Annotated in this window: 12 protein-coding genes; 4 read left to right on the forward strand and 8 right to left on the reverse strand. The window is 63.1% G+C overall.

The genetic code is table 11. The features are described 5' to 3' along the window. Nucleotides 1–39: 39 nt before the first annotated feature. From B0G69_RS30480 to B0G69_RS30495, 4 genes are all read right to left on the reverse strand, one after another. A complete protein-coding gene (locus B0G69_RS30480) occupies nt 40–471 on the reverse strand; it encodes an NUDIX domain-containing protein (RefSeq protein WP_121323596.1) in 432 nt (143 codons plus the stop codon). A gap of 206 nt (nt 472–677) precedes the next feature. Further along, complete coding sequence (locus B0G69_RS30485) at nt 678–1,967, reverse strand: MFS transporter (RefSeq protein ID WP_121323597.1); 1,290 nt, start codon at nt 1,965–1,967, stop codon at nt 678–680. A gap of 108 nt (nt 1,968–2,075) precedes the next feature. Further along, nucleotides 2,076–3,404, reverse strand: a complete 1,329-nt coding sequence (locus B0G69_RS30490; RefSeq protein ID WP_121323598.1) for an MFS transporter — start codon at nt 3,402–3,404, stop codon at nt 2,076–2,078. Nucleotides 3,405–3,457: 53 nt separating this feature from the next. Further along, nucleotides 3,458–4,732, reverse strand: a complete 1,275-nt coding sequence (locus B0G69_RS30495) for a glucarate dehydratase family protein (RefSeq protein ID WP_121323599.1) — start codon at nt 4,730–4,732, stop codon at nt 3,458–3,460. 210 nt (nt 4,733–4,942) lie between these two features. Between B0G69_RS30495 and B0G69_RS30500 the strand changes: the two genes are divergently transcribed. Together B0G69_RS30500 and B0G69_RS30505 are read left to right on the forward strand one after the other, a co-directional pair. Beyond that, nucleotides 4,943–5,647 (forward strand): GntR family transcriptional regulator, encoded by a 705-nt coding sequence (locus B0G69_RS30500; RefSeq protein WP_121323600.1) that lies wholly within the window; start codon nt 4,943–4,945, stop codon nt 5,645–5,647. A 315-nt stretch (nt 5,648–5,962) separates the two neighbouring features. Then, complete coding sequence (locus tag B0G69_RS30505; RefSeq protein ID WP_121323601.1) at nt 5,963–6,394, forward strand: PRC-barrel domain-containing protein; 432 nt, start codon at nt 5,963–5,965, stop codon at nt 6,392–6,394. Nucleotides 6,395–6,419: 25 nt separating this feature from the next. On the opposite strand, the gene B0G69_RS30510 is transcribed toward B0G69_RS30505, so the two are convergent. Next, the gene (locus B0G69_RS30510) at nt 6,420–7,379 is read right to left on the reverse strand and encodes a substrate-binding domain-containing protein (RefSeq protein WP_121323602.1); all 960 of its coding nucleotides are present in this window, start codon (nt 7,377–7,379) and stop codon (nt 6,420–6,422) included. A gap of 97 nt (nt 7,380–7,476) precedes the next feature. Beyond that, a complete protein-coding gene (locus B0G69_RS30515; protein WP_121323603.1) occupies nt 7,477–8,817 on the reverse strand; it encodes a leucine-rich repeat-containing protein kinase family protein in 1,341 nt (446 codons plus the stop codon). 360 nt (nt 8,818–9,177) lie between these two features. On the opposite strand from B0G69_RS30515, the gene B0G69_RS30520 reads away from it, so the two are divergent. Further along, nucleotides 9,178–9,801, forward strand: coding sequence for a methylated-DNA--[protein]-cysteine S-methyltransferase (locus B0G69_RS30520; RefSeq protein WP_121323604.1), 624 nt, complete (start codon nt 9,178–9,180; stop codon nt 9,799–9,801). Between the two features lie 77 nt (nt 9,802–9,878). After that, nucleotides 9,879–10,184 (forward strand): panthothenate synthetase, encoded by a 306-nt coding sequence (locus B0G69_RS30525; RefSeq protein ID WP_121323605.1) that lies wholly within the window; start codon nt 9,879–9,881, stop codon nt 10,182–10,184. A gap of 72 nt (nt 10,185–10,256) precedes the next feature. Here the strand turns inward: B0G69_RS30525 and B0G69_RS30530 are convergent, their stop codons facing one another. Together B0G69_RS30530 and B0G69_RS30535 are read right to left on the reverse strand one after the other, a co-directional pair. Further along, nucleotides 10,257–11,498, reverse strand: a complete 1,242-nt coding sequence (locus B0G69_RS30530; protein WP_121323606.1) for a Zn-dependent hydrolase — start codon at nt 11,496–11,498, stop codon at nt 10,257–10,259. Between the two features lie 125 nt (nt 11,499–11,623). Further along, nucleotides 11,624–12,616 carry a helix-turn-helix domain-containing protein gene (locus B0G69_RS30535; RefSeq protein ID WP_241991516.1) on the reverse strand — a complete coding sequence of 331 codons (993 nt, stop codon included), beginning with the start codon at nt 12,614–12,616 and terminating at the stop codon, nt 11,624–11,626. Between the last annotated feature and the right edge of the window lie 93 nt (nt 12,617–12,709).

A 12,709-nucleotide genomic window follows, 5' to 3' on the forward strand; every position in this document is an offset into this window, starting at 1 on the left:
CTCAACCGTCGCATCAGCAAAAGAGGCGCCAGCCTGCGCCTACGGTCTGAAATCGGCCAGCTGGACGCCTTCACGAATGCGTTCGAGCGCATTGGCCACGTAGTCGACTGTGGGCGCAGGCGGGTTGTCCAGTTTCGCCCATACGAAGCCGGAGCATTTGTGCGGCTCCATGTTGGTCAGGACGCCTTGCCATGCCCGGCATGATAGAAAGAAACTGATGCGGTTCTGTTCGGAATCGCGCCTCATCACCAGCGAGAAGTCGAGCGTCCCCGGTGCAACCGTGACGCCCGCTTCTTCCTTCGATTCGCGGATTGCGCACGCCTCGATGGATTCGCCCGGTTCAAGGTGGCCGGCCACCAGCGAGTATTGCCCGTCTCGATGTCCGGTATTGGCTCTCTGGATGAAGAGGCATTCGTCGTTGTCGTTCAGAAACAGAACATGCACATCGACGACACTTTGCATTCGGGTCATTTTGTCAGGCACCGGGGATGAATGGCGAGTGTAGCCTGATGCGGTATTTCATGTCGGGGTGGCTCCGGCTTCTAATAAATACATCGATGCCAGCCAATGCATTGGCGCCACCCCCATCCATCCACACGCAAACCACGGTCTTCGGCGCGATACCAGTCCAGTATCGCGCCTGCTCTTTCACAAAGACTTCAACCCGCTATAACCCGTCAATCGCGCAGCTTCACAGGCGTCATACGCGGCATCAACACATGAATGATGCCAAGCGCCACCAGATAAGCCGACGCCCCCACAGCGAAGAGCGCCCAATACTGACCGGTGCGCTGCAACGTCTCACCGATGACGCCCGAGAAGAAGAACGAGCCGATCATCCCTGCCACGCCGCCGATACCGACCACCGTGCCCACCATCCGGCGCGGAAACACGTCGCCAACGGTCGTAACCAGATTCGCCGACCACCCTTGGTGAGCCGCCGCGGCCAAACCCACAGCGAAAACCGCGTACCAGAGGCTCTGAAAATGCGAAAGCGTGGCAATCGGCAGCACGCACAGCGCGCAGATACCCATCGCAACCTTGCGCGCAATATTGGGTTTGTGGGCACGCTGCATCAGCCGCGACGACAGCCACCCGCCCGCCACACTGCCGACGGATGCCATCGTGTAAATGGCGATCAAGGGCACGCCCATATTGCTGATGTCGATATGCCGCGATTCATTGAGCCATTTCGGCAGCCAGAACAGATAGAACCACCACACCGGATCGGTCAGCAGCTTGCCAAAGACGAACGCCCACGTTTCGCGGTACTTCAGCACCGAAAGCCAGCTCACGGGTTGCTCGACGCTTTCGTCGCGGTCCGAATTGATGTAGTCCAGCTCAGCCTTCGATACCGACGCATGCTCCGCCGGAGGACGGTACACCAGCAGCCACACCGCCAGCCACACGAAACCTGCCGCCCCACCCGCAATGAACGTCGCGCGCCAACCCCACGTGACGGCGGCGATCGGGACGAATGCAGGTGCCACGATCCCGCCGATGGTGGCGCCCATGTTCCAGAAGCCCGTGGCCAACGCGCGTTCCTTCTTCGGGAACCATGTGGCCGTGGTACGGATAGCGACCGGGAAATTGGCCGCCTCGCCGAACCCGAGCAAACCACGCACGGCCGCGAAACCGGGGACGCTCGCCGCCGCCGCGTGCAGCATCGCGGCGAGGCTCCACATCGCCATCGCACTGCCGTAGACCACCTTGGTGCTGATCTTGTCCGCGATCCGGCCGAACGTCGCGAGACCCACTGCATAGGCGACCGTGAACACCATCACGGTTTGCGCGTACTGGACCTGCGTCCAGCCAATGTCTTTTTGCAGCAGCGGCGCGAGCAACCCGAGCATCTGACGATCCATATAGTTGATCGTCGTCGCAAAGAAGATGAGCGCGCAGATCGTCCATCGGTATCGTCCGGCTGCCGTTTGATCGGCGACGGATTGGGTTCCTATCATTTTCATCGTGTGTCCCCAACGTTGGTATGAAGGGCGCGATATCCTCGTGAATACGACGGATACCGGGACCTGAATGTCAATATGGAATGCCTGGCAAAGCGCTCCGCACGCCGCCTATAGTGCGAGGGCGCGCCGCCCCTCGCGAGGCGTCATGCGGGCAAAGAAAACGACCCCCGCAGCCACCACCGACGTCACGGCCAGCCCCGTGAGTCCGCCTTCGATCGAGCCGGTCTTCTGCTCGAGCAAGCCGAAGGTCGCCGGCGCGACGAAGCCGCCCAGGTTGCCGATCGAATTGATCAGCGCCAGTACCGCCGCCGAAATCCGCGCGTCCAGATAGCCCTGCGGAATCGGCCAGAACAGGGCGGATGCGGCCTTGAAACCGATCGCCGCAAAGCAGATCGCGACGAACGAGAACGTCGGGCTGCCCTTGCCGGCCGCATACATGCCGAGCGCGGCGATCAGCAGCACGCACGCAACCCATGCCTGCTGAAACTTGAAGCGCGCCGCGAGCGTGGCGAAGAAGTACATCGCCACGATCGAGATCAGCCACGGGATCGAATTGAAGAGCCCGACCTGGAAGTCGTTGAAATGGCCCATCTTGCGAATGATGCTGGGAAGCCAGAAAGTCGCGCCGTAGATCGTCAGCGAAACCGAGAAATAGATCACGCAGAAGATCAGGATCTGCGGGTCGCGCAGCAGGCTCCACGCCGACGGCGTGACCGCGTGCGCCGCATCGCGCTGGCGCTGCTCGTCTTCGATCTCGGCGACGACCGCATCCTGCTCGGCACGGCTCAGCCATCGGGCATCGCGCGGATTCGAGTCGAGCCAGAACCAGATGAAGCCGGCCAGCACCACCGACGCCATACCTTCGAGCACGAACATCCACTGCCAGCCGTGCAGGCCCGCGCCGCTGATCAGCATCAGCGCGCCGGAGATCGGCCCGGAGAGCACCGAGGCGAGCGCCGAGCCGCTGAGAAAGATCGCCATCGCCCTGCCGCGCTCGTCGCGCGGCAGCCATTTGGTGAAATAGAACACCACACCGGGAAAGAAGCCGGCCTCGGCCGCGCCGAGCACGAGCCGCATTGCGTAGAACGACATCTCGCCGCGCACGAAGGCCATGCCGACCGCGGCCAGCCCCCACGTGAACATGATGCGCGTGAGCCACGCCTTCGCGCCGTAGCGTTGCAGCAGCATGTTCGACGGCACTTCGAAGACCGCATAGCTGACGAAGAAGAGCCCCGCGCCGAGCCCGTACGCAGCCGCGCCGATGCCGAGATCGGCGCTCAGATGCTGGCGGACAAAGCCGATATTCACGCGGTCAATGTAGTTGACGATGAACATCACGACGAAGAGCGGCAGCACATGCCACTTGATCTTCCGGACGGCCATTGCCAGCGCGTCGACTCGGTCCACGCCGGTCTGGGCCGGATTGGCTCTGCTCATGGGGTTGTCTCCTTGGTTGGCAATGCGCGTCGCGGATCGGCTGTCCGCGCGGCTTAGAAGCGCGGGTTCTTGCCGGTGAAGCTGGGGTCGTACTTCTGCATCTGCTTGAGATCGTCGCGATTGCGTACGCCGCACGACAGATATTGCGCATGCAGTTCGGCCAGCCGGTCGCGGTCGAGCTCGACGCCGAGGCCCGGCGTGGTCGGCACACGCACCGCGCCGTTATCGAAGCTCACGCGGCCGCCTTTGATGACTTCTTCCTCCTGCCACGGGTAGTGGGTGTCGCAGGCGTAGGTCAGGTTGGGGATGCTCGCCGCGACATGTGTCATCGCCATCAGGCTGATGCCGAGGTGCGAGTTGGAGTGCATCGACATGCCCAGGTCCCACAGCTTGCACATGCGCGCGAGGGTCTGGGTCGCGCGCAGGCCGCCCCAGTAGTGGTGATCCGAGAGCAATACCTTGACCGAACCCATCTCGGCGCCGCGGCGGAAGTCGTCCATGGTCGTGATCACCATGTTGGTCGCGAGCGGCAGCCGGGTGTGCTTCGCCAGCTCGGCCATGCCGGCGAGCCCCGGACAGGGGTCTTCGTAGTACTCCAGCAGTTCGTCGAGTTCGGGCGCGGCCTTGATGCTCGTTTCGAGCGTCCAGTTGGCGTTCGGGTCGAGGCGCAGCGGCACACCGGGAAAGGCTTGATGCAGCGCGCGCATGCATGCGATTTCGTGCGCCGGCTCGAACACGCCGCCCTTGAGTTTGATGCTCTGGAAGCCGTACAGCTCGATCATGCGGCGCGCCTGCGCGACGATCTGCTCCGCGCTCAGGCCTTCGCCCCAGGCATCGGGTGCATACGGTTTCTCGACGTGCTCCGCGTACTTGAAGAAGAGATAAGCGCTGTAGGGCACGGCGTCGCGAACCTTGCCGCCGAGCAGGTCGACGATCGGCGCGCCGACGATTTGCCCCTGCAAATCGAGCATCGCGACTTCGAGCGTGCTGATGACTTTGGGCGCGTTTTTCGCCGCGTGCGAGCCGGGCGCGAGTTCGAATTCGACCGCGCCGGGCGCGGCCTTGATCGACGCGCGCACGCGCTCTTCCATCCGGTTGAGATCGAACGGCGACAGGCCGATCACCAACGCCTTGGCCTGCTCAAGCACGCGCAGCATCGGTTCGTCGCCGTAAGTCTCGGAGATGCCGACGCGGCCGTCGCTCGTTTCCAGTTCCACGATCGCGCGCAAGGCCCACGGCTCGTGGATGCCGGCTGCATTGAGGAGCGGGCCGTCGCGGAAAGCGATCGGAGTAATTCGCACTTGGGTGACGGTGATGTCCCGAGTCATGGTGGCAATCCGGCATATAGGGGTGGAAACTGACGAACGCATAGTAAAGCACTAATGTATTAGTGTGTTACTGGGGTAAATACCCACCTCCGCTCGGCGGCAAAAATGGTTGCACGTGCGCGGGAAGCCGTGCGGGCGTCGGCTATAGTATTAATATTTCAGCGGGTCGAATCAGCCATTTCCGCCCGCGCCCACGCTTTCCGCTCCGCCATGAAAACCAACGCTTCCCCATCGACGGCGTGCCGGCTCGACCGGTCCCGCCACGCCGCGCCGCAAGTATTCGAACGACTGCGCGAAATGATCCTGTCGCTCGAACTGGCGCCCGGCACGGTGCTCTCGCGCGCCGATCTGGCCACGCAGTACGGGCTGAGCCAGACACCCGTGCGCGATGCGTTGATGAAGCTCGGCGAGGAAGGCCTCGTCGACATCTTTCCCCAGCACGCCACCGTCGTCAGCCAGATCAACGTGACGTCGGCGTTGCAGGCGCATTTCCTGCGCCGCTCGATCGAACTGGAGGTCGTGCGCACGCTCGCGGAGCAGCGCGATGCCGCATTGATCGCGCAGCTGCGCGCCACGATTGCGCAGCAGATGGAACTGCGTGATCTCAAGAACTATGAGCAGTTCTCGCTGCTCGACCAGAGCTTTCATCGACAGATGTACGAGGCGGCAGGTGTGCCGCAACTGTGGGATCTGGTGCGCAGACTGAGCGGCCACATCGACCGGCTGCGGCGTCTTCACCTGCCGGTGGAGGGTAAGACAATGGCGGTGGTGCGCGATCACACCGACATCGTCGATGCGATCGACAAGGGTGATGTCGCGGCCGCGCAGACGGCGCTGCGCAAACATCTGTCGGGTACGCTGAATCAGGTGGATCAGATCCGCACAAGTCATCCGAATTTCTTGACGGACGACTGAAGAGGGTGGGTGACGTGGGCGAATGCCGTTGTTGAAAGACGCCCCACATCGCGTGAATGGCGTACCGGCAACCCGACCTAATCCGCCTCACCGAGTTTCAACAATCTCGTCCTGATCCATAAACACCACGCGATCCGCAACCTGCCTCGCGAATCCCATCTCGCGCTTTAAGGGGGCGCGCGTGGGCGCTTCAAGGCGCACGATCCGAAACACGGCAACAAACCCGGGCATGCGACGTGCTATCGAATCTGCACGCAAAACAACCATGCACAAACGATGGCGAACAACGATTCGACAATCCACAGGAGGCGGACAATGAACGCAAGAACACTGATTTGTGCAACGGCTCTCGCCACAATCTGCGCGTCGCAGGGCGCGTTCGCCCAAATCGCCGGCCTGCAGCCGCTCGGCGGCACGGTCGAGCAGACCAATGCGCTGCTCAAGGGCTGGAGCGTGCGCCGCGCGCTCGTCGACGAGCCGGTCTACAACGATCTGAACGACAAGATCGGCAGCATCTATGACGTGATCATTTCGCCGGACCGTAAGGCGACTTTCGCGGTCGTGTCGGTCGGCGGCTTTCTCGGGATGGGCAAGCATTATGTAGCGATCCCGATCGATCACTTCGAGATTCGCGACGGCAATCTGTTCCTCGCGGGCGCCACGAAGGAGGCGCTGAAGTCGGTGCCCAGCTTCGAGTACAACAAGCTCGAAAAGGCAACCAAGCCGCGCAAGGTGAAGGCGGAATAGACAAAGGGCCGGCGAGCGCCGGCACTCAGTGACCCGCGGCGGTGACGAGTTGCAGCGGCGTTTCGATCAGTCTCGACAGATCCTTCTGCTTCTTGTGTTCGGTCACCGCCTTTAACGCGACATCGATTCCGAAGACGGCTTGCCGGTCGGCAAATTGATTGATAGTCGCAAGCACGCGGCCGTCGGCGAGAAGCGGCTTGATGGCTTCGACAGCGTTATAGCCGGTGACATACACGCCGCCGCTTCGACCCGCGTCGCGAATCGCATCGACCGCGCCCATCGCCATGTTGTCGTTGCCGCACAGCAGCCCACGAATCTGCGGATGCTCGTTGAGCATCTTCGTGGCCACGTCGCGGCCCTTGCCGTAGTCCCAGTTGCCGGCCTGAATCGCGACGACCTTGATACCGGCAGCGTCCATGGCGTCCTTGCTGCCGGCCGTGCGTTGCTGCGCATTGCGATCCACCGTAATGCCTTCGATGATTCCCACCTGATCGCCCGCATTCAGCCGGCCGGCCAGATAGTGCCCCACCTGCGCCGCGCCTTTGCGATTGTTCGGACCAACGAACGGCACCGAGATGCCGGCGGCCACCTGCGACGCGTCGTCGAGCGGGTTGTCGATCGTGATCATGATGATGCCGGCCCGGACGCCGCGCGCCACCACGGTCGTGAGCGCCTTCGAATCACTGGGCGCAATCACGATCGCGTCCATCTTCGCCTTGATCATCTCCTCGACCATGCGGATCTGCGCGGCCGTGTCGGTCTCTCGCGCCGTGCCCCGGATTGTCAGCGCGAATTGCGCTGCGTAATGCTGCTGATGATTGCGCGCGGCGTCAGCCATCGCCACCGTGAACGGATCGGCGAGCGACTTCAGCACGAGCGCGATCTTCACCTTGCTGCCTTGCGCGTCGACACGTGCCGCCCCGCTCAGTCCGGCGGCGGCGAGCGCACCGGCAAACAGCATGCGGCGGCGCATGGTCTGCTTCATCGGTTCTCTCCTTGCGGGCCGGCCTCGCACATCGCCACGCCGCGTTCGAGCGAAAGCGGATCGCGCCGCCGACAACGTGCAGAGCCGTGCAGGCGGTTCATCGATCGCCCTTCAACGCGAGCACACAGGTTGCGATTTCATCGAACAGCGGACGGCTGTCGACCGCGTCGCTCAGGCAAGCGTCCTTCAATGCGGTGAGCTTCGCCGCGACGCCCCGGTGTGCATCCAGAGCGTCACATCGTTCGATCAATTCTTCGAGCAGGCAGCCATACGCTCTGACTTCCACGCACTGCAACGCGGCGCCGGTGTCACGATCGTCCGCGGCATAGAACGACGCTGCGCCGAAATCGCCCAACAGCGCGCGCCCCGCGCCGTCATGCAAAATATTGTGCGCATACAGATCGCCGTGTATCACGCCTCGCCGATGCAAATGATTTGCCGCCGCTGCAATGCCATACGCGATACCCAATGCCGAGTCGAGATCGAAGCGCGTGCCGGCATCGTAGATGTCGCGCGTGCAGGACGCGAGGCTCGGCGGACCGGCGAGGTTCCTGAATTGCGGATCGATCAGTTCCATCACGAGACCATGGGTGTTGGCCGGATGGTCCTGCACTTTTCCCGCCACGGGGATCAGATTCGCATGGTCGCCGCCTCGAATGCAAGCGGCCATTTCGCAGTCGGGCAAGCCATCGCTGGTTACAGCGCCTTTGAACAGCTTCACGGCGACGGCACGCGACGCGTGCTCGGGGTTCGCGAAAAGCTGCGCACGATAGATGACACCCGAAGCCCCCTCGCCCAATGGCTGTTCGAGTGTCAGGTTATCCCAGCGAACACCGGCGATCGGCGTGTCGCACATCGCCGCCGTTTCCAGCGCCTCGCTGAACGGATTGCCCGCATAAGCCAGCCATGCGAGCCGCGGCAGACGCAGCAACCAGCCCGGCAATCCGTCGAGCCGGTTCGCCGCGAGACGCAGCAATTCGAGCCGCGAGCACGCGGCCAGTTGGTCGGGGAGCATGCGCAAACGGTTGCCCGCCAGCATCAGCTTCTGCAATTGCGTACATTCGCCAATCTGCGGCGGCAACGCTTCGATCTCGTTGTCCGTCAGGATCAGCCAACGCAATTGCGGTGCAAGCGCGTTACCCGGCACCGTGCGAATGCGGTTCGCCTTGAAGCCGACCATGCTCAGTTGCGCGCACTCGCCCAGCACTTCCGGCAGTTCGGTGAACGGGTTGTCGGACGCGAACAGAATGCGCAGATTGCGCAGTCGCGGCAAATCGTCGGGCAACGTGGTGAGCGCATTGCCCGAGAGGTCGAGTACTTCCAGCGTGTCGGCGAGATCGAAAATTTCGCGCGGGAATTCGTTCAGGCCGCACGCCAGTTTGAGCTGGCGTGCGCCCGTGAGTTGCCCGGCCCGCAGTTGTTCTAGTGTCGTCGTCACAGTGAGGAGAAAGCGGTGAGCATCGTATCGAAGGCATCAATTCTACTGAGTCGCGGGCTGGATGCGCGCTAGGGCCATTCGCCGGAGCGTGTCGATGCGGTGCGGTGCGAGTGTATTCGATCGGGTGGTAATGCCCGCAGCCTCCTATGAGGGCACGCGCAAACAGCGCTACAGTGACAGCCCTGCGCGCTTTCCCGCCAAGGGCCGGGAACATCGATGCCGGGCACGAATCAGATAGCAAGATCTGGAGCGTCTTCAGAAGCAGCGAGGCTCACACTGTCGAATATCGGCGCGCTTTCAGCGCGGATTCGCCGACCGGCCTCGTTTGCCTCGGCCTCCAACCAGTCAGGAGCAAGCAAAGTGACGTACGCATACAAGTTGATGGATTCGCCTGTCGGTCAGTTGAAGCTCGTCGCCAACGGCGAGCGCCTGGCCGCGATTCTGTGGGAAAACGACAAGCCGAACCGGGTGCGTCTCGGCGAGCTCGTCGAAGCGAATGACCGTGCCGTGCTGATCGAAACCGAACGGCAGTTGCAGGAGTATTTCGACGGCACAAGGCACGCGTTCGACCTGGCGCTCGATTTTCAGGGCACCGACTTCCAGAAAAAAGTCTGGCACGCCCTGTTGACGATCCCGTTCGGCCAGACGCGCAGCTACGCGGAAATCGCGCAGCAGATCGGCAACGTCAATGCGGTGCGGGCAGTCGGCGCGGCCAATGGCAGGAACCCGATCTCGATCGTCGCGCCGTGTCATCGCGTGATCGGCGCGTCCGGCGAGTTGACAGGGTTTGCGGGTGGGCTGGCTAACAAGATGCTGCTGCTGTCGCTCGAAGCCGGGCAGACTTCGCTGGAAGCGGCGACCGATACGCAAGCACAGTCGCAAGCGCACGCGCCGGCAATCGGCGGCGCCGAGCGCAAGGCTCACGCGAAGCCCGCACGCCATGCGCCGAGCCATGGAACGCAGGCATCGCTGTTCGGCAACTGAGCGCAAGTGCGACGTGGTAGCGGCGCATAAAGCACCTATCCTTAAGAAGCCCTTTGGGCTTCAACCAGGAGGATGACATGCGCATGCTTCTCAACATACGAATCCCGCACGAACCGTTCAACACGATGGTGCGCGACGGCAGCATCGGCGAAGTGATGGCGAAGATACTCGACGAAACGAAACCGGAGACCGTCTACTTCACGGAGCAGAGCGGGCACCGCGGAGCCGTACTCGCGGTGAACATCGACGACGCGTCCGCGATTCCGTCGCTCGCGGAACCCTGGTTCCTAAAGTTCAACGCCGACTGCGAAATGCGCATCGCGATGTTGCCGGAAGACCTGATGAAAGCCGGATTGGACAAGCTCGGCTCGAAATGGAAATAGTGCCTACGGCGCGCGTGGCGCGTGAAGCGGCGTGGCGGTTCATCTAACGTAACGCCACGGCGCCCCTGTGCGTCACGCACGCTTCGTCCACTGTTCCCGCAAGATAGCGGCCGCCGCCGTGGCCGCGACCTGGCAACCGAGAACGATGTGCTCCTCGGCCGTATCCTCGATGAAGTCGTGGCTCACGCCGCCGATGCTCGGCACGAACATCATGCAGGCCGGCATGCAGCGCGCGATCACCTGCGCGTCGTGCGCCGCCCCGCTCGGCATGCGAATCCATTGCCGTGGCGCGATCGCGTCGGCGGCCTGGGCGAGATGCTCCGCGAGCGCCAACGACATGCTGACCGGTTCCATCGGCTCGTCGATGGTCGTCAATTCCACATGCACGCCGTTTCGCGCATTGAAGTCCCGCACCAGCTCGGCAAGTCTGTTTTCCATCGCCTGCAAACGCGCGGCATTGGCATCGCGGAATTGCAGGTACATGTCGGCCGCGCCCGGCACGACGCTCAACGAACCCGGGTCGAGATCGATGCGACCCACGGTCCAGACGGTGTCGGCATCCGCGAGTTGCGCGAACGCGTCGTTCATCGTGGCGATAAACGCGACCAGCGCCGCGCCGGCATCGCGCCGGATCGACATCGGCGTGGTGCCGGCATGGTTGCGCTGGCCCGTGAAGCGCAGCCGCAACTCGCGCAGCCCGACGATCGTCGTGACGACGCCGATCGATTTTCCCGCCGCCTCCAGCCGGCCGCCCTGCTCGATATGCGGCTCCAGATAGGCGACCTGACGGCCGGGCTCGAAGCGCGCACGCGGCCGTCCCGCTAGTCCCGCGGCTTTGAGCACGTCTTCGAGGCGCTCGCCTTGCCGGTTCGTCGCACCGCGGATCGCCTCGTCGACGGCATCGCCCACGAAGCTTCTGCTGCCGAGCAAGCCGGAAAACGTGCCCTCTTCGTCGATCCACGAAGCCACGTCCACGGCGAGATGCTTCGTGTCGTCGTGTTCCGCCAGCGCGCGGGCAATCTCCAGTCCGTAGATCACGCCCATCGCGCCGTCGAGCCAGCCGCCGGTCGGCTGCGTGTCGGTATGCGAGCCGATCACAAGCGCGGGACCGCTGTTGCGCGAGCGGCCGAAAACCGTACCCACGCCGTCGATGCGCGCGTCGAGCCCCGCCTCGGTCATGCGTGCCGCGAGCCACTCGCGCGACGCCAGATCCACCGGCGAGAGCGCGAGCCGGACCACGCCCGGTCCGGTCGCGCCGAAACTGCGCAGCTGTTTCAGGTCGGCCAGCAACCGGTGCGGATCGATCTTCACCACGTTTTCCTCTCCTTTGATTGACTGCCCACGCTGCGTGGGTTCGGTTGCGACGCACGTTCAGGCCTCGCGACTGTAGCGCGGCTTGACACGCGCGGTGTGCGCCGACGCGCGGCGCGCGTATCGCGTTAGCGAACGGAAATCGCACGGAAATCGCTCGGCGACATGTCATACGCGCGACGAAACGCGCGATTGAAATCCGACGCGCTATTGAAGCCCCAACCATAAGCGACTTCGATAACCGCCTTATGCGGGTAGCGGCGCAGTTCCTCGGCCGCTTCGCGCAAACGGCGGTTGCGAATATAAGCGGCGAGGCCGCCCTCGGATTCGAACAGCCGGTACAGCGTGGGCCGCGAAAGCTGCGAGACGGCAAGCACGTTATCGAGCGTGAGATCCAGTTGTCCGAGATTCGCCTCGATGTAGCGGCGCGCCGTCGCGAACATCGCGGCGCGCGCCGCCGCACGCGCACTGCCGCTGAGTCCGGTCTGCTTGCCGAAAGCCGCCGCGATCAGCATCGCGCAGGTGTGCATTGCGTCGTAGGCTTCGGGCGCACTCATCGTCGGCAGCCTCGTGCACAGGTGGGCAAGATGCGTCGGAATCATTCGCGCAAGCGGCGAGTGATAGTCGATCACCCGGCCATGAATCGACTCAGCCTCTGGCAGGACGGATTCCACCAGTTCGCGCGGCAGGAAAAACGCGAGTACGCGGCAGACGCTGCGTGTCATGTGCATCGGCTGATTCATATCGAGCGCGAGGATGCCCGGCTCGGACTGCACTGCGATGCGTTTCGGGTACAGGCCCGAGCCGGTTTCGATCGTGCCTTCGACGGCCACATGAAACACCAGCTGGCGCACCGAATCCGTGGAAATGCGCGCCACCGATCGCGATTGCGAAATCGGATCGGTCCTGCAGTCCATAAAGGTCAGATTGCCGGCGCGGTAACTGTCGATACTGCCGCTGAAGCCGTCGGCCAGTTGCCGACGCGAGATCGGCACATCGAGAAAGTGACCCAGCCGGTCTCGCCATGCGAGCAGTTGCGCGCGTGGTGCTTCGTGATGCGTATCGAAGTGGCTATAGACGCAAGGCGTGGCGGCATGCGTCGTTAAGGAGTCGGTCCTCAAGTTTTTTTCCGCCAGTCGCAATTTGCGAATCATAGCCGCACCCGGCGAAAACTTCACGACCGGGCGAGGCGGCGGCGCAACACTCGTACTCGA

This window comes from Paraburkholderia sp. RAU2J (assembly GCF_003634845.1).
GTDB lineage: Bacteria > Pseudomonadota > Gammaproteobacteria > Burkholderiales > Burkholderiaceae > Paraburkholderia > Paraburkholderia fynbosensis.